Origin of the sequence: Idiomarina rhizosphaerae (assembly GCF_024159085.1) — a bacterium.
Taxonomy (GTDB): Bacteria; Pseudomonadota; Gammaproteobacteria; order Enterobacterales; family Alteromonadaceae; genus Idiomarina; species Idiomarina rhizosphaerae.
Genome location: NZ_JAMZDE010000008.1, coordinates 559,826 through 583,865, shown reverse-complemented (window position 1 = coordinate 583,865; position 24,040 = coordinate 559,826). Strand labels below are relative to the sequence as shown.

At 46.7% G+C, this 24,040-nt stretch carries 23 protein-coding genes and 2 tRNA genes; 8 read left to right on the top strand and 17 right to left on the bottom strand.

Annotated features, from left to right (window positions below; genetic code table 11):
- Positions 1-22: 22 nt before the first annotated feature.
- From NJR55_RS13150 to rsxA, 6 genes are read right to left on the bottom strand one after another with little or no spacing between them, the layout of a single operon-like run.
- Positions 23-703 (bottom strand): electron transport complex subunit E, encoded by a 681-nt coding sequence (locus tag NJR55_RS13150; protein WP_253620350.1) that lies wholly within the window; start codon positions 701-703, stop codon positions 23-25.
- The gene (gene rsxG, locus NJR55_RS13145; RefSeq protein WP_011235031.1) at positions 700-1,341 is read right to left on the bottom strand and encodes an electron transport complex subunit RsxG; all 642 of its coding nucleotides are present in this window, start codon (positions 1,339-1,341) and stop codon (positions 700-702) included. Before rsxG ends, NJR55_RS13150 begins: the two co-directional genes overlap by 4 nt.
- Position 1,342: 1 nt before the next feature.
- Positions 1,343-2,395 carry an electron transport complex subunit RsxD gene (gene rsxD / locus NJR55_RS13140; protein ID WP_253620349.1) on the bottom strand — a complete coding sequence of 351 codons (1,053 nt, stop codon included), beginning with the start codon at positions 2,393-2,395 and terminating at the stop codon, positions 1,343-1,345.
- The gene (rsxC, locus tag NJR55_RS13135; RefSeq protein WP_253620348.1) at positions 2,392-4,062 is read right to left on the bottom strand and encodes an electron transport complex subunit RsxC; all 1,671 of its coding nucleotides are present in this window, start codon (positions 4,060-4,062) and stop codon (positions 2,392-2,394) included. Before rsxC ends, rsxD begins: the two co-directional genes overlap by 4 nt.
- Positions 4,059-4,640 carry an electron transport complex subunit RsxB gene (gene rsxB, locus NJR55_RS13130; RefSeq protein WP_011235028.1) on the bottom strand — a complete coding sequence of 194 codons (582 nt, stop codon included), beginning with the start codon at positions 4,638-4,640 and terminating at the stop codon, positions 4,059-4,061. Before rsxB ends, rsxC begins: the two co-directional genes overlap by 4 nt.
- The gene (gene rsxA / locus NJR55_RS13125; RefSeq protein WP_253620347.1) at positions 4,640-5,221 is read right to left on the bottom strand and encodes an electron transport complex subunit RsxA; all 582 of its coding nucleotides are present in this window, start codon (positions 5,219-5,221) and stop codon (positions 4,640-4,642) included. The genes rsxB and rsxA overlap by 1 nt, the downstream gene beginning before the upstream one ends.
- A 194-nt stretch (positions 5,222-5,415) precedes the next feature.
- Between rsxA and NJR55_RS13120 the strand changes: the two genes are divergently transcribed.
- Together NJR55_RS13120 and NJR55_RS13115 are read left to right on the top strand one after the other, a co-directional pair.
- On the top strand, positions 5,416-5,925 hold the full coding sequence (locus NJR55_RS13120; RefSeq protein WP_253620346.1) for a phosphatase PAP2 family protein: 510 nt from the start codon (positions 5,416-5,418) through the stop codon (positions 5,923-5,925).
- Positions 5,922-6,953: a glycosyltransferase family protein gene (locus NJR55_RS13115; protein WP_253620345.1), complete on the top strand. Its 1,032-nt coding sequence runs from the start codon at positions 5,922-5,924 to the stop codon at positions 6,951-6,953. Before NJR55_RS13120 ends, NJR55_RS13115 begins: the two co-directional genes overlap by 4 nt.
- Positions 6,954-6,970: 17 nt before the next feature.
- On the opposite strand, the gene NJR55_RS13110 is transcribed toward NJR55_RS13115, so the two are convergent.
- The 3 genes from NJR55_RS13110 to NJR55_RS13100 all read right to left on the bottom strand — a co-directional run bounded on the left by NJR55_RS13110 (position 6,971) and on the right by NJR55_RS13100 (position 9,052).
- Positions 6,971-7,047 (bottom strand) — tRNA-Asn (locus NJR55_RS13110).
- 22 nt (positions 7,048-7,069) lie between these two features.
- Positions 7,070-7,146, bottom strand: a tRNA-Asn gene (locus NJR55_RS13105).
- A gap of 718 nt (positions 7,147-7,864) precedes the next feature.
- Positions 7,865-9,052 (bottom strand): pyridoxal phosphate-dependent aminotransferase, encoded by a 1,188-nt coding sequence (locus NJR55_RS13100; protein ID WP_253620344.1) that lies wholly within the window; start codon positions 9,050-9,052, stop codon positions 7,865-7,867.
- A gap of 133 nt (positions 9,053-9,185) precedes the next feature.
- Here NJR55_RS13100 and NJR55_RS13095 point away from each other — a divergent pair, with 133 nt between their 5' ends.
- The 5 genes from NJR55_RS13095 to NJR55_RS13075 all read left to right on the top strand — a co-directional run bounded on the left by NJR55_RS13095 (position 9,186) and on the right by NJR55_RS13075 (position 15,661).
- Positions 9,186-10,544 (top strand): MATE family efflux transporter, encoded by a 1,359-nt coding sequence (locus NJR55_RS13095; protein ID WP_253620343.1) that lies wholly within the window; start codon positions 9,186-9,188, stop codon positions 10,542-10,544.
- A complete protein-coding gene (gene uvrB, locus NJR55_RS13090; protein WP_253620342.1) occupies positions 10,537-12,570 on the top strand; it encodes an excinuclease ABC subunit UvrB in 2,034 nt (677 codons plus the stop codon). Before NJR55_RS13095 ends, uvrB begins: the two co-directional genes overlap by 8 nt.
- A 99-nt stretch (positions 12,571-12,669) precedes the next feature.
- Complete coding sequence (locus tag NJR55_RS13085) at positions 12,670-12,888, top strand: DUF2061 domain-containing protein (RefSeq protein WP_011235021.1); 219 nt, start codon at positions 12,670-12,672, stop codon at positions 12,886-12,888.
- Positions 12,818-13,324: a DUF2919 family protein gene (locus NJR55_RS13080; protein WP_253620341.1), complete on the top strand. Its 507-nt coding sequence runs from the start codon at positions 12,818-12,820 to the stop codon at positions 13,322-13,324. Before NJR55_RS13085 ends, NJR55_RS13080 begins: the two co-directional genes overlap by 71 nt.
- A gap of 72 nt (positions 13,325-13,396) precedes the next feature.
- On the top strand, positions 13,397-15,661 hold the full coding sequence (locus tag NJR55_RS13075; protein WP_253620340.1) for a GGDEF domain-containing phosphodiesterase: 2,265 nt from the start codon (positions 13,397-13,399) through the stop codon (positions 15,659-15,661).
- Here the strand turns inward: NJR55_RS13075 and NJR55_RS13070 are convergent.
- The 7 genes from NJR55_RS13070 to NJR55_RS13040 all read right to left on the bottom strand — a co-directional run bounded on the left by NJR55_RS13070 (position 15,658) and on the right by NJR55_RS13040 (position 21,076).
- On the bottom strand, positions 15,658-16,035 hold the full coding sequence (locus NJR55_RS13070) for a YchJ family protein (RefSeq protein WP_253620339.1): 378 nt from the start codon (positions 16,033-16,035) through the stop codon (positions 15,658-15,660). The two genes, NJR55_RS13075 and NJR55_RS13070, sit on opposite strands and share 4 nt — an antisense overlap.
- Positions 16,036-16,079: 44 nt before the next feature.
- Complete coding sequence (locus NJR55_RS13065; RefSeq protein WP_253620338.1) at positions 16,080-16,685, bottom strand: DUF502 domain-containing protein; 606 nt, start codon at positions 16,683-16,685, stop codon at positions 16,080-16,082.
- Positions 16,686-16,736: 51 nt separating this feature from the next.
- The gene (locus NJR55_RS13060; protein WP_253620337.1) at positions 16,737-17,450 is read right to left on the bottom strand and encodes an SIMPL domain-containing protein; all 714 of its coding nucleotides are present in this window, start codon (positions 17,448-17,450) and stop codon (positions 16,737-16,739) included.
- Between the two features lie 157 nt (positions 17,451-17,607).
- Positions 17,608-18,225 carry an outer membrane protein gene (locus tag NJR55_RS13055; RefSeq protein ID WP_253620336.1) on the bottom strand — a complete coding sequence of 206 codons (618 nt, stop codon included), beginning with the start codon at positions 18,223-18,225 and terminating at the stop codon, positions 17,608-17,610.
- 96 nt (positions 18,226-18,321) lie between these two features.
- Complete coding sequence (locus NJR55_RS13050; RefSeq protein WP_253620335.1) at positions 18,322-19,005, bottom strand: DNA-3-methyladenine glycosylase I; 684 nt, start codon at positions 19,003-19,005, stop codon at positions 18,322-18,324.
- Between the two features lie 13 nt (positions 19,006-19,018).
- Positions 19,019-19,708: an aspartate/glutamate racemase family protein gene (locus tag NJR55_RS13045; protein ID WP_253620334.1), complete on the bottom strand. Its 690-nt coding sequence runs from the start codon at positions 19,706-19,708 to the stop codon at positions 19,019-19,021.
- Between the two features lie 87 nt (positions 19,709-19,795).
- Positions 19,796-21,076 (bottom strand): acetyl-CoA hydrolase/transferase family protein, encoded by a 1,281-nt coding sequence (locus NJR55_RS13040; RefSeq protein ID WP_253620333.1) that lies wholly within the window; start codon positions 21,074-21,076, stop codon positions 19,796-19,798.
- Between the two features lie 187 nt (positions 21,077-21,263).
- Between NJR55_RS13040 and NJR55_RS13035 the strand changes: the two genes are divergently transcribed.
- Entirely contained in the window at positions 21,264-23,102 is a 1,839-nt protein-coding gene (locus NJR55_RS13035) for a methyl-accepting chemotaxis protein (RefSeq protein ID WP_253620332.1), read from the top strand.
- 101 nt (positions 23,103-23,203) lie between these two features.
- Here NJR55_RS13035 and fghA read toward each other — a convergent pair whose 3' ends face one another.
- A complete protein-coding gene (gene fghA, locus NJR55_RS13030) occupies positions 23,204-24,040 on the bottom strand; it encodes an S-formylglutathione hydrolase (protein WP_253620331.1) in 837 nt (278 codons plus the stop codon).

Here is a 24,040-nt window from a genome sequence, read left to right as displayed (position 1 = left end):
AAGTCATTTGTTGTTATATTTTTCAGGCAGTAACCCGTGCGCGGGTAACCGTTTTCTTCTCGGCGCGGGCGCTGCGTACTGCATCTATTTTATTTTTCAACGCAATAATAAAGCCCATACCAATAAAGGCTCCGGGTGGCAGTATCGCCAGCAATAATGGGTAATTTACGGTGAATAACTCAATCCGTAATTGAGCCGCCCACTCGCCCAGTAGCAATTCCGCGCCGTCAAACAAGGTACCATTACCTATAATTTCGCGCATTGCACCTAATACCACGAGCACTAAGGCAAAGCCTGCGCCCATAGCCAGTCCGTCGAAGGCGGCGCGTTGCCATGGATTTTTCGAGGCATAAGCTTCTGCGCGGCCAATAATGGCACAGTTGGTGACAATAAGCGGAATGAAAATACCCAACGACTGGTACAGCTGAAAGACGTAGGCGTTCATTAGTAATTGAATAATGGTGACAAAAGTGGCGATAACCATAACAAATACCGGAATACGAATTTCCGATGGGACAAAGTCGCGTACCAGAGACACGGTAACGTTAGAACCAACCAGAACAAATAAGGTGGCCAGTCCAAGACCCAGGGCATTGGTTACCGAAGCGGTAACTGCTAATAAAGGGCATAAGCCTAATAGCTGAACTAACGCTGGGTTATTGTCCCATAAGCCTTGCTTGGTTAAATGTTTGTATTCATTCATTCCTGAACCTCCTGACAGTGAGGTAAGTCGGCATTAAATAAAACGTCAGCCTGTTGTTGAAGTTCTAAAGTCGCACGTTTTACTGCCGAAACCACAGCGCGGGGTGTAATGGTGGCGCCGGTAAATTGATCAAACATGCCGCCGTCGCGTTGCACCGCCCAGCGGTCATCGTCTGCGCCGCGAACTTGCTTCTCAGCAAAGCTTTTTATCCAGTCGCTTTTTTCAACTTCAATTTTGTCGCCCAAACCGGGAGTTTCCTGATGGCGCAGAGTTCTTACGCCCAGGACTTCACCGCCGGGTTTAATAGCCACTAATAAACGAATAGCACCGGAGTAGCCGTCGGGTGCAATGACTTCCGCTGCCAGCGCGGTTGGCTCTTCGTTAACCCATGCTCGATATAAGGGTTGCGGCTTGCTGCTGCCTAAGGCCGGGTTTTCCAGTAAACGGCAGGACTGATACAAGTCGTTGTCGTGCATGGTTGGCGGTATCAGTTGGTTCAAAGTGCGCAAAACCTGCTGTTGTTGCTGCATGGCAATTTTGTCTTCGGTCAGCACCTGCACACCAATAACCAGAGACGTGGCAACAACTGCAAATGCCGCCAACAATAAACCGTTTTTTTGCATACTGTTTAGCGTCATATCAGTCTCCGTGTCCGTAAACAACAGGCCGCGTGTAACGGTCTATAAGCGGTACACACATATTGGCAAGTAACACGGCAAAGGCGACCGCATCGGGATAGCCGCCCCAACTGCGAATAACAAAAATTATGAAGCCAATAAGCAAGCCAAATATAACCCGTCCACGGTTCGAGGTGGCGGCAGATACCGGATCGGTGGCAATAAAGAAGGCACCTAACATAGTTGCTCCGCTTAAGGCGTGAACGATAGGTCCGGGCATCAGATCCGGGGCAAATATATGCGCGATAAACGCGGGTATACAAAGACCACCAAGAAAGCCGAGTGGAATGTGCCAGCTGATAATGCGTTGTTGAATTAAGAGTAAACCACCGACGAAAAAGCCCAGGTTTATCCACTGCCAGCCGGCACCGGCAAAGTAACTGAATTCTGGGCGCTGATAAATTTCAGTCAGTGTATAACCCTGAGTCAGTCCAGTTTTTATACTGTCGAGAGGGGTTGCCATGGTGACGCCATCGATACCTGAGCGTAACTGCTCAACGCTATAGCCTGCTGGCGTGTATTCAAACAATATGGTGTGCAACGTTTGCCATAAATTAAGCGAATGCTCACTAATGGCTGAAACCGGTAACCAGTTGGTCATTTGTACCGGGAATGACACCAACAGAAGAACGTAGCCGGCCATAGCCGGATTAAATAAGTTTTGCCCCATGCCGCCATAAACATGTTTCACCACCACAATGGCGAATAACGTCCCTATAACGATGATCCACCAGGGCGCTAATGAAGGTATGCTAATAGCCAGTAAAACGGCGGTAACTATGGCCGTATTGTCGCGCAAGGCTGAAAATGCCGGACGCTCCCTAGCTACGGTGCAGGCCATTTCGGCGGCAATTGCAGTCACCACGGCCAGAAGAATTTGAAACCAGATACCGGAGCCAAAAAAGTAGCTGTGCAGCAGTACGCCGGGAACCAGTGCATAACAAACCCAGCGCATCATCTCGCTGGTGCTGCGCTGGTTATGCCCATGGGGTGACGATGCAATTCTGAAACTCATGACTCATTTCCTTTGGCTGAGTTGCTTTCTTCCGGGCTTTCTTTAGCCGCCTGAGCGGCCTTTTTAGCTTTAGCGCGGGCAATAGCGGCTGCAACCGCCGCTGACTTACCGGCCGGTTTCTCAGTGCCTTCTTCCGCTTTACTTCCCGGTTCGTCGCTGTTTTTCTGTTGCGCTTCTTGTTGCATTTCCTGCTGCATTTTTTTACGTTCTTCGGCGGCTTTTCTGTGACGCTCTAAGCGTTCTTCTTTTTCCCGCTCCAGTCGTTCCTGCCTTGCTTCGAAACGTTTACGGGCTTGTTCCGCCTTAGCTTTTTCGCGGGCAATATTACGCACTTCGGCTTTGGCCTTACGGTAGTAGTGCACCAGTGGTATTTCGCTGGGGCAGACGTAAGCGCAGGCACCGCATTCAATGCAGTCGAACAAGTTGTGTTTTTCCAGTGACTCATAATCTTTGGCTTTGGCCAACCATTGTAGCTGCTGCGGTTGTAATGTTGCCGGGCAGGCGTCGGCACAGGCACCGCAACGAATACAGGCCAGTTCAGGTCCGGGAGAGGGCAGTTCCTTCTCCGTAGGTGCCAGAACACAGTTCGTGGTTTTTATGACCGGAACTTCCGTAATCGGTAGGGTGAAGCCCATCATTGGGCCGCCCATAATAATGCGTTGCTTTTTCTCCGGGGTAAAACCTGACTCATCCAGCAAATGTTGAATTGGTGTTCCTAATAAGGCCCACACGTTCCCCCGCTGTTTAAGAGACTCTCCGGTCAGCGTAACCACGCGCTCTAATAAAGGCTCACCATGAATAATCGCCCGTTTAACGGCATAGGCCGTGCCGACGTTTTGCATCAGCAGGCCAATATCCATAGGCAACTTGCCACTGGGCACCTGATGCCCTGTGAGCAGCTCAATCAGTTGTTTTTCACCGCCGGACGGATACTTGGTGGGTACTACTTTAAGCTGTATTTGCGGGTTGTCGTCAATGGCTTCTGCCATGGCCTTTATGGCCTCAGGCTTATTATCTTCAATAGCGAGCAGAACTGAGTCGCAACGAGTGATGTACTGTAAAATGCGAATGCCGGCAATAATGTCATCGGCGTGTTCCTGCATTAAGCGATCGTCTGCGGCGATGTATGGTTCGCACTCAACACCGTTTATAATAAGGTGCTTCAGAGGCTTTTGTTGTGCCAGCTTTTGAGCGGTAGGAAAACCTGCACCACCTAAACCAGCAATACCGGCTTCCTGAATCAGTTCCAGTAAGCGTGAAATTTCAACGTCGTGGTAGTCGGGCAGTGCGTGCTTATTGCCCCAGCGGTCTTCGCCGTCCGGGTGAATCACAATAGCCTGTTCCGGTAAGCCCGATGCATGTGCCGTAGGTCGTTCTTCAATGGCGGCAATAGTGCCGGATGTCGGCGCATGCAGAGGAAGCCCCTGACTTAACCCTGCTTCAGTTAAACGCTGACCTTTATCAACGCGCTCGCCGACCTTAACCAAAACCTTACCGGAAGGCCCAATGTGCTGGCGCACCGGCAAAATCAGCTCTTGTGGTAACTTAAGTTTGCGAATGGGCTGGCTGCTGGCCGGCTGTTTGCGCTCAGGAGGATGAACTCCGCCAGGGAAGTGACCTATCACCTTGGCGCTAAAGTTATGTTTGTTTGCCTGCACGTCGCTCATTCCACCACCTTAACCGGAATGCTATTGGCTTTTATGTTCTCTTTCACTGTATCCAGATCCCATTGCCAGGTTTCGGGTCTTGCTTTTACTTTCACCATGTCGATACAGTCGACCGGACAAGGTTCAACACAAAGGTCGCAGCCGGTACATTCATGTTCGATAACAGTGTGCATTTGTTTTGCTGCACCTAAAATGGCATCGACCGGGCAGGCTTGAATACATTTAGTGCAACCAATGCACTCGTCCTCGCGGATAACCGCGACTTTTTTAACGTCTTCTTCGCCATGGGCATCATCCAGCGGCTTGGCTTCTACGCCCATTAAATCGGCTAACTGCTTTATGGTCGCTTCGCCACCCGGCGGACATTTGTTAATGTCGTCACCGTCGGCAATGGCTTGTGCGTAGGGTCGGCAACCGGGGTAACCGCATTGACCACATTGCGTTTGTGGCAGAATTTCATCAATTTGGTCGACAATAGGATCGCTTTCGACGCGGAACTTAACCGCGGCAAAGCCAAGAATCACTCCGAATATCAGCGCTAATATACCCAGCGCGATAACTGCTCCGAATAAACTCATTAACCGCTCACCAATCCGCTAAAGCCCATAAAGGCAAGAGACATAAGCCCTGCGGTTATCATCGCAATAGCTGAACCTTTAAATGCTACCGGCACGTCGGCGGCAGCTAAGCGCTCACGCAGAGCTGAGAATAAAATAAGTACCAGCGAGAAACCGATAGCGGCTCCTAAGCCATAAACAATGGACTGCACAAAGTTGTGTTGTTCGTTGACGTTGAGCAAAGCCACACCTAATACAGCGCAGTTGGTGGTAATAAGTGGCAGGAAAATACCCAGTAACCGATACAGCGTTGGGCTGGTTTTGTGTACCACCATTTCTGTAAATTGTACGACCACAGCAATAACCAGGATAAAGCTGAGAGTTTGCAGCGACATTAAGTCGAGCGGCTCAAGCAGGTATTGATTAACCAGGTAGCTACAGACCGAGGCCAGGGTCAGCACAAAGGTGGTCGCTGCTGACATGCCTATTGCCGTGTCCAACTTGCCGGAAACGCCCATAAAGGGGCATAAACCCAGAAACTTCACCAGTACAAAGTTATTAACCAGCACGGTGCCTATCAGTAGCAGTAAGTAATCGGTCATTTACCTTTCCGGATACTGTGTTTAACAAAGACCGCATATTATCGGTGTTTTGGCCGCCATAAACAACAGACAGAAGGCATGTGTTTTGGAGAAAATTTGTGCATTGTCATACTTTCTTCACGAAACTGCTCATTTAGTGTCATAAAGGCTTGGCAAGGTAGCTACAACTGAAGCCAAAATGGGTTCTAAACCACATGGTACTAATCAGTTATTTACAACGTTTTGATCGCTATTGTTATTGTCTATTTTCTGGTTTGCGGGCTAAGGATTTGCCCGGACAAATTGCACTGCTGACATCGCGCAGTGGTGACGGTTACGGTTACTTGGTTATTGCGCTAATGGCCTGGCTTCTGGACGAATCCGGCGACGACTATTTTGCCCACCTGTTACTTGCCTTTGCACTTGAACTACCGGTTTACTGGATAATGAAAAACAGTTTTCGGCGCCAGCGACCCAGTGAGTTAAATTTATCCTTTGCTGCTTTGGTTGTCGCCAGTGATAAATTCAGTTTTCCTTCCGGCCATACCGCAGCTGCGGTTCTGTTTTCTACAGTAACCTATCAGTATTACCCAAATCTTGGCTTAGTCTGTTTTGGCTGGGCTGCTGCCATTGGTGCCTCCCGAGTTGTGGTTGGCGTCCATTACCCCAGCGATATTGTTGCCGGCGCTTCGCTGGCTATTGTCGTATCGGAGTTCGTTATATGAAAATTCTTTATGGTATACAGGGCACGGGTAATGGTCACCTGAGTCGCTGTCACACCATGGCAAAGTCTCTTGCAAAATATAATGTTGATATTGATTACCTGATATCGGGGCGTGATGTTGCCGGTTTATTCGATATGGACGTTTTCGGTGATTATCAGTGGCAGCAGGGTTTGTCTTTTGTCACTGAAAAAGGTCGGTTACGAAGACGTAAAACTTTGCTGAACAACGACTGGAGTCAGTTTTGGCAGGATGTAAAAAAGTTACCGGTAAAAAATTACGATTTAGTGATCACAGATTATGAACCCGTAACCGCCTGGGCGGCTAAGAAAGCCGGAGTGCGCTGTATTGGCTTGGGTCGTCAGTATGCGTTTCAGGAGCCTGAATTGTTCCGGCGCTTGTCCTGGTGGCAGAAAAAGCTGATATCTTCATTTGCGCCCTGTTCAGAGCCTGTCGGTATGCACTGGCTTTCGACTGGGAATGCGATTCCCCCCGTGGTCAGGCATGAAGAAAATAACTGTGGGGGCTTAATGCAACGTGTGGTTGTGTATTTACCCTTTGAAGACCCACGGCATGTGATTGAGCAATTGCAGCCTTTAGATAATTACGAGTTTTCTTTTTTTCATCCTTTGGCTAAGCGCGATTCTTTAGGTCATATTGAGTGTTACCCACCTTCGAGAGCGGAGTTTGCCGCTCACTTCAATAAGGCGTCGGCTATTTTGTCTAATGCGGGGTTTGAAACCAGTTGTGAGGCTCTGAGTCAGGGCAAAGCGCTTGCAGTAAAACCTTTGACCGGTCAGTTTGAGCAAAAATGGAATGCGCAGATACTGCAGGAGCAGGGGTTGGCGCATGTCCTTAAGCGAATCGACAGCGTATCAATTGATAGCTGGTTAACCCAACGTAATCCGCAACGGCTATATTGGCCTAATGTTGCAGATGAACTAGCGCAGTGGATATCTAAAGGCGCTCAGCAGCCTGTTGCAGAACTGAGTGCAGGGCTGTGGTCCAGAAACGAAAAAACCGCCCTTTAGGCGGTTTTCTCTAAATGTGGCTCCCCAGGTTGGATTCGAACCAACGACACATGGATTAACAGTCCACCGCTCTAACCAACTGAGCTACTGGGGAATTGAATAGGTTGGATGTTGCTTGGCTCCCCAGGTTGGATTCGAACCAACGACACATGGATTAACAGTCCACCGCTCTAACCAACTGAGCTACTGGGGAACAACATTCAACGGCTGCGAATATTAAAGCTCATACGCAGGGGTGTCAACTATTCTGCGAAGGTTTTTAAAGGAAAACGGTTCGGTTGTCGAAAAAGTCGACAAAATAGCTTTTTTAATCATATCAGCGCTAAAACAGGCGCCAATCGTTATCGATGACAATGTCAAGTAACTGTAAAATATTCAGGTATAACATAAGTACTATGTTTATCGCTGATCTCATTATCCACAGATATCTGAATGTCGCAGTAGATAACGGCTACATGATCTTATCCACGGAATCTGTGGATAACCTTGTGTTTAACTCTGTTAAGTTGTAATAGTGATGCGGGTTTGGAGGCATTTTTAGGGCTGGTTAAAAAATAACGCAGTGATTTAATTCCTATAAAATACAATGGTTTATGTTATTTTGATGAATAAACACTCATGTTGGTGATTCCGTCACCAACCAATGCCTGAAGAATCAGCAACTTGTGTATTTCTTAGTGAATTTGACTAAAAAACGCGCCAAAAAATCTTTCTAAAAATAGGTTGATCAAGCTTGACATTGCTTAAATTGATCGGGATCTAATTGACTTTATCTGAGGTGGACTTTTAGTAATTTGTAATAAAACTATCAAAATAGAAAAGGGCAATATTGGCTTGATTTAAGCTGGAATGACTGTTCAATTAATAGGGTTTTGGCGCTCATTCAGGAAAATGGCGCCAAAACCTTTATTTTATAAACTTTCTGAGAAGTCTTTAATTCTCTTAACCGCTTCTTTTAATACATCCATGCTGGTCGCAAAGGACAGACGGCAATATCCATCGGTACCGAAAGCCGAGCCCGGCACTAAGGCTACGTTTGCTTCGGTGAGCAGTTTTTCGCAAAGTTCAACGTCGCTGCTGACCTTAGCTTTAGCCATTAACTTGTCAACCTGTGCGAATGCGTAGAAGGTGCCGTCACCGGGCACACAGTTAACGCCGTCGATGCTATTTAAGGCATCTACCAGGTAGTCGTGACGCTCTTTAAATGCACTTACCATGGTGTCAATGCAACTCTGGTCACCATTTAATGCCGCCGCCGCTGCATACTGACTAATGCTGGTTGGGTTTGAAGTACTTTGTGACTGCATTTTTTTCATGGCTGCAATAATAGGCTTAGGTCCGGCAGCATAACCGATACGCCAGCCTGTCATTGCGTAAGCTTTGGATACTCCGGTCAGGATAACGGTGCGATCTTTAAGATCCGGAGCCACCATAGGGAAGTTAGCAAAAGCGGAATCACTCCAGAGGATATGTTCATACATATCGTCAGTGGCGATAAGTACCTTTGGATAGTCACGCAATACTTCAGCCAGAGCTTTCAGTTCGTCTGCTGTGTATGCGGTTCCCGCCGGGTTAGACGGACTATTAATAAACATTAACCGGGTTTTATCGGTTAGTGCTTCGCGCAGTTGTTCTGGTGTGATCTTAAAACGCTGATCAATACCGGCTTTAACAATAACGGGCTCTGCGCCAACCAGTTTGGTCATATCCGGATAAGAAACCCAATAAGGCGCGGGGATAATGACTTCATCACCCGGGTTTAACCAGGCACTGAGCAAATTAAAAATACTGTGTTTGCCGCCGGCAGAGACAATAATTTCTTTGCGCTCGTAGCTCAGGTTATTGTCGCGCTCCAGCTTTTTAATGACCGCATCTTTTAGCTCGTCGATGCCATCGACCGCAGTGTATTTTGTTTTACCATCGCGAATCGCCTGAATAGCCGCTTCTTTGATAAAATCTGGTGTATCAAAATCTGGCTCGCCGACGCCCAGACCAATAACATCTTTGCCTTGTTGGCGTAATTCATTGGCTTTTTGAGTAACCGCCAGAGTCGGCGATGGTTGAATCGCATTGATACGATCAGAGAGTTGATAATCCACGTTCAGATCCTGTTTTTCGCAAGGGTTGAAATGCCCATTACTATACGGATCGCAGTGGCTAAAGTCTATTCTCCGTAGCCACAAAGCGCAGTCTCATGTACACTATTCGGCTATCGAACTGAGGAGGGATTGAATGGCAGCTGCCGACGCATCAAGAAGTCTTATCAGCGCGCCGGTAGGACAAAAACTCTGGGAAATGACCTGGCCGGTTATTTTCGGTGTGGCTACTCTTATTAGCTTCAATGTTGTCGATACCTTCTTTATCAGTATGCTCGGAACAGACCCTCTTGCGGCTGTCAGCTTTACCTTCCCCGTTACTTTCACCGTTATAAGCCTGGCCATAGGTTTAGGTATAGGAACTTCTGCCGTCATTGCCCGTAAATACGGCTCAGACAGGCCGGAAGAGGCTCATTTTGACGGTTTTTCTGCGCTTTCGGTATCCGCCATACTAGTTGCTGCATTGGCACTTATTGGCTACTTGCTGATGGATCCGGTTTTCAGCTTATTGCAGGCACAGGAACGGCTGATGCCGTTGATACGGGAGTATATGACGCTCTGGTATCTGGGCTGCGTGATGTTGGTTACGCCTATGGTTGGGAATGCGGTTCTGCGAGCAGCCGGTGACACACGAACACCATCGCTTATTATGGCTTCCGGAGGGTTGGCGAACGCCATTTTCGACCCAATTTTAATTTTTGGCTGGGGACCTATACCCGCCATGGGCATTGAGGGTGCCGCTCTTGCCAGTGTTATTTCCTGGTTTAGTGGTGTCTTTTTAGTGTTTTGGTTGCTGCGCAGAAACAAGCTGGTTTCTTCTAAACCACCGGCCGGACGACCTTTTTTTCAGGCATGGATTAAGTCAGCTCGCGGTATTTTAAAAATAGGTATGCCGGCAGCCAGCGCCAATATGCTGACGCCATTAGCTATGTCAGTGATGACTGCTATTGTCGCATCATACGGAGCTCCGGCCGTGGCAGCGTTCGGTGTGGGCTCCCGACTGGAGTCACTGGCCAGCGTTATTATTCTGGCGTTGTCTATGTCGTTGCCACCTTTAATTAGCCAGAACTATGGTGCGGATCGTATTGATCGGGTGAAAGAAGCCTACCGGACAGCGTTAAAAGCTGTGCTGGCCATTCAGGCGATAATTTATTTGCTGATGCTGGTAACCGCGCACTGGATTGCGCAAGTATTTGCCGAAGAGCAGGCGGTTGCCGACATCGTTAAGCTCTTTATTTATATTATGCCGTTGGGTTACGGATTACAGGGCATTATTATACTGACGAATTCCAGCTTTAATGCTGTGCACCGGCCAATGAACGCGTTGTGGTTGAGTATCATTCGTTTATTTGTTTTATTCGTACCGCTCTCATATTTGGGGAGTTTACTCGCTGACTTAACCGGTTTATTTATTGGCGGGGTGGTCGCTAATCTGTTTACTGCTGTTATTGCGTACTGGTGGTTTTCACGCGAGTTGAGGAGAGAACGTGGCTAAGAAATTTGAACTGGTTTCTAAATACAAGCCGGCGGGTGATCAGCCCAAAGCCATTGAATCGCTGCTCGATAATCTGGACGCTGGTTTGGCGCATCAGGTGCTTTTGGGTGTCACCGGTTCGGGTAAAACTTTTACCATGGCAAACGTAATTGAACGCTCGCAGCGCCCTACGTTGATACTGGCACATAATAAAACCCTGGCGGCGCAGCTTTATGGTGAGATGAAAGAGTATTTCCCCAATAACGCGGTGGAATATTTTGTCTCTTACTATGACTACTATCAGCCTGAAGCTTACGTGCCGACAACCGATACTTTCATTGAGAAAGACGCCTCAATTAACGACCACATAGAGCAAATGCGTTTGTCAGCTACCAAGGCTTTGATGGAACGCCGCGATGTGGTTCTGGTTGCGTCAGTATCAGCTATTTACGGTTTGGGTGATCCCGAGTCTTACATGAAAATGATGCTGCATTTGCGTCGCGGTGACATTATCGATCAACGTGACGTTCTGCGGCGTTTGGCTCAGTTGCAGTATAAGCGAAATGACGCAGCCTTCGAGCGCGGTACTTACCGGGTTCGTGGCGATGTGATTGATATATTCCCGGCCGAATCGGAAGAAATAGCGGTGCGCCTGGAGCTGTTTGACAGTGAAGTTGATCGCATTAGCTTTTTCGAGCCTTTAACCGGGCAGATTACCGAAAAAGACGTTGCGCGTGCCACTATTTATCCGAAAACGCATTATGTAACGCCGCGGGAAGTGCTGGTTAAAGCCATTGAAAAGATAAAAGATGAGCTGAAAGATCGTCGCGATATTTTGCTTAAGCAAAATAAACTGATAGAAGAGCAACGCATTAATCAGCGGACTCAGTTTGATATTGAAATGATGCTGGAGCTTGGCTATTGCTCGGGCATTGAAAACTACTCACGCTATTTATCCGGTCGTGCACCGGGCGAGCCGCCACCAACCTTAATGGACTACTTACCGGATAACGCACTGCTTATTATTGATGAGTCGCACGTTACTGTGTCGCAGGTTGGCGCTATGTATAAGGGCGACCGTTCGCGTAAAGAAAACCTGGTGGAATATGGCTTTCGTTTGCCCTCAGCACTGGATAACCGGCCGCTTAAATTTGATGAGTTTGAGGCGATAGCGCCACAAACCCTGTATGTGTCAGCGACACCGGGCAAGTATGAATTAGAGCGCAGTGGTAATGAAGTGGTTGAGCAGGTTGTCAGGCCGACCGGGTTGATAGACCCGCAGATAGAAGTGCGTCCGGTTGCTACCCAGGTGGATGATTTAATGTCTGAAATACGCTTACGGACAGAGGTAGGCGAGCGGGTTCTGGCGACAACTTTGACCAAAAAGATGTCGGAAGATTTAGCCGACTATCTGGATGAACACGGTATAAAAGTGCGTTACCTGCATTCCGATATTGATACTGTTGAGCGCATGGAAATTATCCGCGATTTGCGTCTGGGTAAGTTCGATGTGCTGGTGGGTATTAACTTGCTGCGCGAAGGTCTGGATATGCCTGAGGTGTCGTTGGTCGCGATATTAGACGCAGATAAAGAAGGTTTCCTGCGCTCCGATCGCTCGTTAATTCAGACTATTGGTCGTGCCGCACGTAATGTTAACGGTCGGGCTATTTTATACGCTGACCGTATTACCGGCTCAATGCAACGCGCGATGGATGAAACTGACCGCCGCCGCGAGAAGCAAATTGCTTACAACAAAGAGCACGGTATTACTCCGCAGGGTTTGAATAAAGACATTACCGACGTGATGGACCTGGGGCAGGGCTCCGCCAAAGCGCGTAAGAGTAAGGCTGAAAAAGCTCTGGCAGAGGTGGCATCTGGGTATGATGCCCGCACGGTGGTCGTTAAAGACGCGAAAGCCGTTATGAAAGAAATCGATGCCAAAGAGAAAGAGATGTATAAAGCGGCGCAGAACCTTGAGTTTGAACAAGCGGGTAAACTGCGCGATGAAGTTGCTGAACTGCGCGAACAACTTAAACGAGCGGTTTAGAGATAAATACCCTGCAACGAACAGGGTTATCGCTTTTATCAATTGGCTGTAACAATCTTAATCGGCAATAATTAACAAAAGTCGACGCGGGAGATTGTTATGAAAGACGCAGTAAAGACAGTATCATTTGGTATCATGCATTTTACCATCGCCTTTGGCGTAGTCTGGTTAATGACAGGCGATGTCGTGCTTGGTGGTGCAATTGCTCTGATTGAACCTTTAGTGAATACAGTAGGTTATTATTTCCATGAAAAAATCTGGCAGCGAGGCGACAAGCGCCGGGCAGCGATTGGTAGAGAGAGCACGATACCTGGATAAAGAGGGCCGGGCGAGTATCCCGCTCTCGCTCCTGCTGGTGCTTTTATTTGAAATGCGTGGCTATGTCGCCGCTATCATATCTCTGACCTTTTCTGAAGATCGCACGCGATTATTGAAACTCTTCTACACCAGTTCAGAGCAGTTTGGATTGATGTTACTGATTGGCCTGCCTGCCTTAATTGTTTTGCTGGCAACTACCTTTGTCGGCGAAGACAAACCTAACTGGGCAAATAGATTAATGCGTTTTGCGCAACCTCTGCTATTACTATCTTTAGTTTTTGATGCCGTACTTATTTTCTGGCTATTCATTGAACAACATGGTGCTTTTTCATTTGGTCGCGCCGCAATTGTTTTTGGTTGGTTTGTTTGTGGCTGGTATTTAATAAACTCCAGACACTGGCGTTTTTATCGACAGCACCTGATTAATATAGAGTAACTTGAGTAAAGGTAGTTGATTTTTAAGGTTTAACGTTCTTTAATGGCTGTCTGAGAACTGATTCGGGCCAGCATGAACTTCTTAAATAACTTTTTTCTGCTTAAAGACGAAGGAACGTCAGAAAATGGTGTTCCTAATTGGCGAGTCAGCGCACTAAGAATTATTCTTTTCTCCGGAATGCTTTTGTGTCTGGTTGTGTTTTTACACAGCTTTGATGACGCTTTAGAAGCTCAACTTCCCCATATTATTGCAATTACATCCGCTTTCTTAGTTAGCATGTTGGGCTTACTTTGGTTAAGTAAGAACTACTATTATTTTTGTGCTAACTTTTTGCAGATTACTATTATTTCAGCAAGTGTCTCCTGTAATTTGTTCCTGGATGATATGAACCTTGCAAAAATAGGTTCGATGTATATGTATGCTTGCCCCCTAATTGCTTTAATGCTTCTGGGTGGTAGGGCTGCGATATTTTATGCCATATTGAATATCGCGCCTTTTTATATTGTTTTTAACAATGTTAATTTGTCCTTTTTTGCTGAGCCGAATGTGCTGTTTCCTGATGCTGCATGGTATATCGCAGGAAACATGTTTCTATTCTTTAATATCTGCATTCCTCTGGCCGTTGCTCGTACTATAGTGGCTGCAAAACGGCTGAATCAGGAAACACAAAAATCCAACGATTACTTAAAAGGTAAGAACTCGCTTTACCGGGTATTTTTTGCCGAGTCGAGAAGACCAAAAGTTATTGTTAATGAAGACGGGTTAATTACAGATTTTAATAAACAGGCCGGTGATATTTTTGGTTTAGATGAGTCCACGAGAAGTGATTCTCAGTCTATTTCTAACTGGTTTTCTGATATTAACCATGCCAAATTCCCCACGGGTGGCAAGATTATTCGGCATGAAGATACATACCAACAGGTTGTGAGATTGGAAGTTCCGGAAGCCAGCTCTTATGTGTATGAATTTGTTGATTGTACACAAGAGAAAACGCTGGAGAGTAACCTGACGTTCTTAGAGCAGGAAAACCGCCGTTTGCGTTACCTGGATACTCAGACAAACTTACCGAACAGTGACTGGTTTGAGTTGCAATGCAATAAATTAATTTCTAAATCAGATCGTGAATTCTTTGTGGTTGTCGCACAGAGTGAAAGCGAAGACTACCTCAGATTAAAGTATGGTGAGAGTGTTATCAGAAAGCTCTTAGCGTCCTCTTACAGTCGGCTGAAGAAGCACAGACAGCACCCGCGTTTAACTGCGACTATTGCGTTAAATAAGCTGGTATTTATTTTGCCAAAGACGGTAGAGAATGAATTAAAAGACGTTTTACTGGATATTAAAAACTCTCTCGATAAAGAATACACCTTTCAGGGTATTAAGTGTCAGCAGTCTTTTCAGTTTGGTGTGGCCAGATTTCCCAAGCATGGTGAAACCGCCGACGTTGTTGTTTCCCGGGCGTTGGAAGCGAAGAAGTTTGCTTCTGTGAACCAGTTTTATCATCTTTACGATACTGAAAACTCAGAAGAGTTTATGGAACGCCATGAAATCTCAATTCTTTTGGATGAAGCCATACAGAACGATGAGTTGGATGTTTGTTTTCAACCGAAAGTGACTGCTGACGGCACTTGTGTCGGGCTTGAAGCCCTGGCCCGCTGGGACAGTCCTGTACTGGGTTCCATTTCTCCGGCTATTTTTATACCAATTGCGGAAGAGTACCGAATGATAAGTCGTTTAACCGATTTAATTGTTCAGAAAGTTTGTGCTCAAATATCGCTATGGAAGAAAAATGATTTCCCGCTGTTGCCCATAGCCATTAACATTTCGCTGCTGGACTTTTCTCAGCCCGATTTTATTTCGAAGCTGGTCAAATATCTGGCTGACTTTTCGGTTAAGCCCTCACAGATAGAGTTGGAGTTAACAGAAACCTGTCTGGAGTCGGACCGGGTCAACTCCTTAGAGCTGATGAATGAATTGAAGTCCTGGGGCTTTAAGGTATCGGTTGATGACTTTGGGGTCGGTTATTCCAGCGTTACCCGCTTAGCTTATTACCCCATTGATAAATTAAAACTCGACAGAGCGCTGCTTCGCGGCATAAAAACATCCGGGCGACAATACAGCTTAGTTAAGGGTATTTTTAATATTTGCTCTGAATTGAAAATTAAATGCGTTGTTGAAGGCGTTGAAGAAAAGTCTCAGTTAACAAGGTTAACCGAAATTGGCTTTTCAGAGTTTCAGGGGTTTTACTTTTCTAAGCCGTTAACGGTAAGTCGTTATGAAAGGCACGTTAAAACCCACGGTTTGGTCTTTTTAGATAAAACCGGGCAGCGACTGTCTTAACTTGTCTGGCCGGTTAAGTAATACCACTTGCCATCCTCGAAGATAAAGTCAGATTTCTCTTCCATAAAAGCAATATCATCTCCGTCTCGATAAAATGCGCGGAAATGCACTTGTCCTTTATTTTGATCTACGCTGGAAGAAATAACCTGCAGTTTAAGCCAGTTTGGTGAGTCACTTAAATCGAGAAATGCGGGACGGTAGCTGCTATGCCATGTCGCTTCTAAGTAGCCTGCTAAGCGTCCGACAAAGGCACTGTACCGTGAACGCATTAAGGCTTCAGGTGATGACGCAAGCGATTCTCCATTATGATATGGATAGCAACAATTTTGATAGGTTTTATCGAAGCCGCAAGGGCAGGGTTCAGATAGTTTCATAGCGCGAACTTTACCAGCACGCGCACTGATTTCAACTGCAATTTTTAATCTATTTTGCCAGAGTGATTTTTGCCCAGGCCTCCACTTATTGTCAGCTGCAGGGCATCGGCAGGTTTCATAGTCAGTGACTCGATACAATCCGCCGGCACTATGACCATATAGCCGCCGACGTTATAACTCATAGGCAAAAATACCGCCACCTGGTCGCCTTCCATCAATTCCGACAGGCGGTCACCCTTAATTCCGCTTTTCTTGGTGACAATACCAATAAGCCGCAGTTTGCTGCCGGGAAGTGTGACTAATACAACAGATTCTTCAGCGAAGTTTTTGCCCGACATCATTTCAAAGACATCGTTAATGGTACCGTAAAGACTGCGCAGCAGTGGCAGCCGGTTGATAAGTTTTCCGGGAAGCTGCCAGAGAGAATCAATGAAATTCCAGCGGGAGCTAAAACCAATAAGCAGAGCGATACCTAAAAAGCTGATAAAGGCGAGTCCGGGAAAATATGAAGACTCACCCAGTAAGGTTATCCATATAGGCTTAAGCCAGGTTTCGATGGTAACTAGCAGCCATTGCAGTAACGCAAAGGTCACAACAATGGGCAGTAAAATGGCTAACCCTTTAAACAAATATTGCAAAGTTCGTTTCATTATCTAAAAAGCCTTTTGGCACAGAGTTAGCCGCATTGTGAAATGAATAGCTCAATCGGACAAGTAATATTCTATGGTGGATACAACCCGTACATTTTTCAGATGAGGGTTATGTCGGTCGCGAGCACTGATACTAAATTGCCCCTGACGCGCTTGTTTGATTTTACCCAGTTGAGAGTTTGAGTCTGTCGCAAATTTTTCTGCTACTTCCCGGGCTTTCTTGGTGGCCTCTTCTATCATTTCAGGCTTTACCTCATTCAACCGGGTAAATAAGTATTCAGGTTGCGCCTGATAATCGTCGCTGCTGAGAACAATACCTTCTTTACCCAGGTCGGCAAGGTCTCCCATGACACTGCGAACCTGCTCTACGTTACTGGAATAGACAGTAATAGCTTGTGTGGCGGTATAACGAAATTCTGCGGGTTGAGAAGAGCCGTAACGCTGTGCAGATTTGTCTGTAATGGAAGGGGCAGATGAGGATATCTCTTCAGCTTTAATACCCTTTTCTCGCAAAAATTCTACGACCTTTTGGTTTGAATCTTCCATGGTTTCATAAATTTCGGTTAAGTCATTGCTGGCTGCTGTAAATTGAATAGGCCAGATAACTGTGTCGGCGAGGTATTCACGTTCAGATAGCCCCTTTACGGTCACACTGCGCTCCATAGACTTGTGCTCAAGCACTGCATTTGAACCGATAATGCTAACGATCGCGAAGCTGATGATAAGAGAAATGCTTATTATCAGAGTATTCTTAGTTGAGTTCATCAAAATCCCCATAGTTTTTAGAAAGAGTGGCTTATGGCAACGAGAGTTAATGTGTGCGTACACTCAGCTATTTATAGGCGATAGAAGGGAATTTATCCAGAGTTTAATTTGGCCCTGCTGCGGGTTAGCAGCAGGGGGGAAAGCATAGTTAAGTTTATTAAAATGAATAGCGTACGGTAGCACTTAGGCTATCAACATCGAGGTACTGGACTTCACCGTATGTCTCATAGCCAAGACCAAACGACAGGTTTGCTGTCGCGTGATAGAAAGCAGATACACTAAAGCGAAAAGTATCTTCGTCAAACGCGATATAGTCCACCTTAGCATCGACCTCAACTTTTGGAGCTATCATAGAGCGAAGTCCGACTCCAACACCCCAGGCATTCTCGGATGCCGATGTCGACAGTCCCTGGCCAGAACCTGAAAATTTTGCTCGTTCAAACGATACTGTCGAGTATAAATCAGTGGTGTTAGTTAAGTGCTTATATGAACCGATACCGGCAGACAGAAAATCGATATCCAGGTCGATACCGTTGTCATCATTAGATACCGAATCGAAATCTGCAAACATAAAGAGGTTATCTAAGAGCACTAGATCTGGGTTTATAGCGACGGAGCCCGCGACTTTGAATCCATCAAAAGAAAGGTCACCAGCTCCCTCAACGCCAATATCGGTGTCAAGATAAGACGCATCAACTTTATTCCAGTTAGGGGACTCAGCTAGAACAACGCCGGGTAAGGTTAGCATTGCCAATGCAATTACAGCTTTTCTCATAAATCGCTCCTTGGTTGAGAAAAGCGGGCAATATACCTTTAATAGCTAAGTGCTTCAATTTGTTTATATTTAACCTGTCTGGAGATTGACCGACATCTAATCGCCAACGCTGTAAGACAGGATTCGTGACAAATGACTGTAAGGCAGTTGGGTTTGTTCGTGCCAGCTGTTGAATGCGCTCTGGGCTTGTTTTATTCCCTTTTGACTGGTGGGGGATGCGTCTATCAGCTTGTGATTGGTCAACGCGGTGACAACGTCATTAGAAAGAATAAAACCGTCCCAGCCAAGCTCGCGCAAAACATATTGCGGAGTAACGCCGCCCAGGCGTGAGCCGTTCTTTTTAAGGTAATGCAGCAACTCCGCTTGTTGGCTCGATGGCCACTGAGCCAGAAACTGCCCAAAACTGCCGTATTTTTCAGAGACTTCCACAATCATTCGTGCGTTAGCGGGCACGGTGTTTATTTTTTGCTGATTACGGACAATACGCTCATCTTTGGAAAGCTCTTCTAAGATTTCTGGTGGAACCTGTTGCCAGTAAAGAGGTACAAAACCTTTAAAGGCTTCTTCAAAGCCCGGCCACTTTGCTTCAATAATGCGCCAGACAAAACCAGCGCGGAAAATACAACGGGTAATGGTTGATAAAATGCTCCGGTCATCCAGCTGTTTCAGCTCGCCTGCAGGTGTAACTTTCGGCATGCGTGCGAGCATAGCGCTTTCGCCGCCTTTACGCTGGCAGGCTCTGTCATAGAAACGAGAAAAGTCGGTTGCTATATCGTTCATTGTTAACCTGCTTTTATTTCAACATCCAGTCGGCAATAGCCCGGCAGTGAAGTTCCGTAGTATCGAACAATGGCAAAGCCGAATGCTCCTGCTGAATCAGTAAACCTATTTCTGTGCATCCCAGAATAACACCTTGCGCGCCTCGTTCGGCTAACGAATCAATAATGCGAAGGTAATGCTCCCGGGCTTTTTCAGTAAACTGGCCGTGACAAAGTTCTTTAAAAATGATGCTGTCGACGGTAATGCTGTCCTCTTCCTCTGGTACCAGAACCTGTACATTGTTTTGTTCCAGGCGCTCTTTATAGAAAGGTTGCTGCATGGTGAAACGGGTGCCAAGCAGTCCAACGTTATGGACACTATTTTGTTTGAGATGATCGGCTACCGCGTCAACAATATGCAGTAAGGGTATGGTTACGGCAGCTTCAACCTGAGGTGCTACTTTATGCATTGTATTTGTCGCTATAACAATGCATTCGGCTCCCGCGGACTCAAGTTGCCTGGCTTTGCCGATAAGAGCCTGCGCGGCTGCATCCCAGTCGCCCTGACTTTGCATTTTTTCAATAGGCGCAAAGTCAACGCTGGCAAGCAGGAGTTCTGCGCTGTGCAGACCACCAAGTCGTTCGTTGATTAGCTGGTTCAGGCGTCGGTAGTAAGTGCTGGTTGATTCCCAGCTCATGCCACCAATAATACCGACTGTTTTCATTCAGACCTCCGCTCCGCAATAGGCTATTTAAAAATAGCCTAGCGCAGTTTGGACGTTAAGTTAACGCTGATATTAGATGAAAACAGTCTAGCTTATGTTCAGACCCCAGTCGTCGTAGGCCGCTTTAGCCAGTTCTTCACGGAATTTAGGGTCGGCTATGTGGATAAGCTCCCGTGCGCGTTCACTCATGCTTTTCGCTCGTAAATTCGCGATACCGTGCTCGGTCACAATGTAATGGACGTGCGCGCGAGTTGTTACGACTCCGGCTCCCGGTGCCAGCAGTGAACTGATACGGGAAACGCTTCCGCCACAAGCCGTTGACGGTAGCGCAATCACTGAGCGACCGCCTTCGGATAAGCTGGCGCCGCGAACGAAATCCATTTGCCCACCAACGCCGGAATAAATGCGAGTGCCAATTGAGTCAGCACAAACCTGGCCGCTTAAATCAACCTGCAGTGCGCTGTTTATGGACATAACCTGTTTGTTCTGACGAATAACCGAGGTATCGTTGGTGTATTCAACGTCTAGGAAGAAAACTTCCGGGTTATCATCTACAAAGTCGTATAGCGCCTGGGAGCCCATGGCAAAGGTGGTGACAATACGTCCACGGTGTTTACGCTTGCGACTGTTATTAATGACGCCACGCTCAACTAAAGGCAGCACACCATCTGAAAACATTTCGGTATGAATACCTAAGTCTTTATGATGATGCAGACAAGCCAGAGTTGCATCGGGTATAGCGCCGATGCCCATCTGTAAGCAGTCACCGTCGTTAATGAGTCCGGCAACTTGCTCACCAATTTTTTGAGTAATAGGGTTCTGTTGCGGTTGTTTATGCTCGGGAATAGGTGCCGCTTCTTCAAAATAGCGATCGAAGCGCTTAAGTTGAACGAGTGCATCGCCATGGGTGCGCGGCATATTCGGGTTTATCCAGGCTATAACCTTCTTTGCAACTTGCAGGGCGGCTCGCGTTGCTTCTACCGAAATACCTAAACTGCAGTTACCGTGTTTATCTGGCGGTGATACCTGAATGATAGCGGCGTCCAGCGGTTGTTCGCCTGAACGAAACAGCTTTGGAATTTCAGATAGGAAAATGGGAACGTAATCAGCCAGGCCCTGATTAACAGCTGGCCGGGTTGACGCTCCAACAAAAAACGCTCGTTGCCGAAGGTGTCCGTTTAATTCCGGATCACCCAAAGCTTCGCTGTATTCAGTATGCAATTGCAATAGCGTTAAGTTTACACGCTGTTTGGCAACTTCCTTTAGACCCTCTAATAATTTGTAGGGAGTTGCTGCCATCGACTGGCACCAAATAACATCTCCATCGTTCAGAATTGATAACGCTTGTATTGCCGAATTAACTTTCATTACTGCATCCTGTTTTTAGCTTGGTGCGATTATAACTGTTTATGAAATAAGGGTATTTACCTAGTAAGTGATACTCCCTACTTTGACATGGCATGCCATTCAGCTAAAGTTGTTAACAAAATAGATCATTGCAGAACATTTGTTCAATGACTATTATTTCGCCAGTTTCTAAACATGGGCTTACCTTATGTCAATTCGCAATAAACTTCTCTCTGTCGGTGCGGTAACAACGGCTGCTTTTATCATATTACTAATGTTGATGATGTTTTTTCAGTCTCAAATTAGTCAGCTGCATCGTGCCAGTGAATTGCGGGAATCTGTAAATAACGGCTTATTGCAAGTTCGTCGTGCAGAAAAAGATTTCCTGTTGCGAATGGATGAAAGTTACGCGGATAAGCTGCGGCAACAAGTTAGTATAACTACGGAAAGGTTAGATCAGCTTAACCAACTAGTCGCTGATGAAAGCTCTACGCGACTTATTGATGATCTTGCTGAGCAAATATCCCAATATGAAGAACACTTTAATCGTTTAGTTGCTGCATTTAAGCAGCGGGGGCTGGACGAGAATAGTGGAGCCTATGGCGCGCTGCGAACGGCAACTCATGAGCTGGAGCAAGCTATTGATACAGCAGGCCGGACCGAATTGTTGGTGACGTTGCTGCAGATACGTCGTAGTGAGAAAGACTTTATGCTGCGTTTTGACGACAAATATCTGGGACGGGTTAACAATTTGCTGGATGAGTTGAAAGCCGAGCTATCGGCATCGCCGAATCTGGTTTCCAAAGTTGAGGCTTATCGTCGTGACTTTGGTCGTTACGCCAGTTTGTCGAAAGAAATTGGCCTGGATGAAGAGTCTGGCATTAAAGGCGAAGTAAGAACGATTGCGAGCAATATGGAGAGCTCGTTAGCCGAGCTCGATGAGAACCTTAATATGTTGCTTCAGTCACGTCAGGCAACTATGAAGTGGGTTCCTATTGTGGTCTTTGCCGCAATTGCATTTATCGTCGTTGCCATGCTGTTCTGGGTTATTCGCTCAATTAACCAGCCGTTAACTCAGCTACGCGAAGACATGAAAAAAGTTCAAGGAAGCAATGACTTAACTCTGGTATCAGAGAAATTCCGTAGTGATGAGCTAGGCGATTTAGTCGATAGCTTTAATGAGCTTTTGAGATATTTCCGTAACGTTATTAAGCAGATTAATGAGTCAGTAGAGACGGTTAACGGATTAACCCAGCAGGTGTCAGATACTGTTACTCATACGTCTGAGAATCTGGATATGCAGTCGCATGAAGTCGATCAGGTTGCTGCCGCCATTAATGAAATGGGCAGCACGGCTCATACTATTGCCAATGATGCAGAAGACACAGCCGAGCAGGTGAACAGTTTGTCCGAGCAGGCTAAGCACGGTAGTACTTCTGTACAGGCTGGTGTTGAAAAGGTTCGTTATCTGGCAGAACGCTTAAACAGCAGTGTGAGCGAAGCAAATATTTTAGCGGAACGCAGTGCGTCTATTACGCAAATTGTCACCGTCATTAACGGAATTGCGGAACAAACCAATTTACTGGCACTGAATGCAGCAATCGAGGCTGCGCGAGCCGGTGAGCAGGGGCGCGGTTTCGCGGTTGTTGCTGATGAAGTCCGGACACTGGCATCACGCACGCAAAAATCCATTGGTGAAATTGAGTCCATTACCAGTCAGTTGAATCAACAGACACAGGTAATAGTGAAGACCTTGCAGGAGTGTAATGAACTGGGTGAAGAGAGTGCTCAGCATTCGTCGGAGTCCGATGAGTTATTTAATCGCATCCACATGGAGCTTTTAAAAATTAACGATCGTTCGGCGTCTATCGCAACGGCAGTTGAAGAGCAATCGGCGGTTGTGGATGAAACGGCCAGAAATATTACCCGTGTGCGGGACGCCGGTGTGGAAGCGGCGAACGATGCGCAGTCAAATGCTGATGCCGTTGCTCAGGTTCGTAAACAAACCGAGCAATTGCGTCAGGCGGTTATCAAATTTACCGTGTAATTGATGTAGCCTGACGTTCACGTCAGGTGAGAGGTCAAAACGCCCACTGAAGTGGGGCGGTATCTCACCTGACATAAATGTCAGGCTACGTCGGCGGCGTGTTACGCGTTTAAATACTTCGCATGGAAGCGAAGTTGGGCTTCGATAAATGAGGAGATAAAGTAATAGCTATGGTCGTAACCGTCGTGTAGATGAACGGTGCCACCACCCTCTACTTCAGCAATGGCTTCTTTCAGGTTTTCAGGTTTTAGCTGTTCCTCTAAAAAGCCGTCAGCTAAGCCTTGATCTACCCGAATTGGCAATGTCTGCCCTTTCGATTTAATAATCTCAACAGCGTCGTATAGCTTCCATTGTTCGCGGTCATCACCTAAATAAGCACTAAAGGCTTTTTCACCCCAAGGGCACTGTGTTGGATTAGTAATAGGCGAAAAGGCAGATATGCTGCTGTAGCGGTCGCTGTTACGCAAGCCAATAACCAAAGCGCCATGACCACCCATGGAATGACCCGCAATAGCGCGCTTATTGTTAATTGGTAATTCGGCTTCCACCAGAGAAGGAAGCTCCTTAACGATGTAGTCATACATCTGATAATGGCTTTTCCACGGCTCCTGAGTGGCGTTGAGGTAAAAGCCCGCCCCTAAGCCTAAGTCGTAAGCACCATCTGGGTCATCAGCTACGTTATCTCCACGCGGGCTGGTATCGGGAATAATTAAGGCAATACCAAGCTCTGTGGCGACACGCTGTGCGCCGGCTTTTGTAGAAAAGTTTTCATCAGTGCAGGTTAGCCCCGATAGAAAATAAACCGCCGGAACTTCTGCTTTCTCTGCGCGTAATGGCAAAAAGACACTGAACTGCATAGCGCAGTTCAGTACTTCAGAGTCATGTTCAAAGCGTAACTGACGTCCGCCGAAACAGCGGGTTTCGCTAACTTGTTTCAT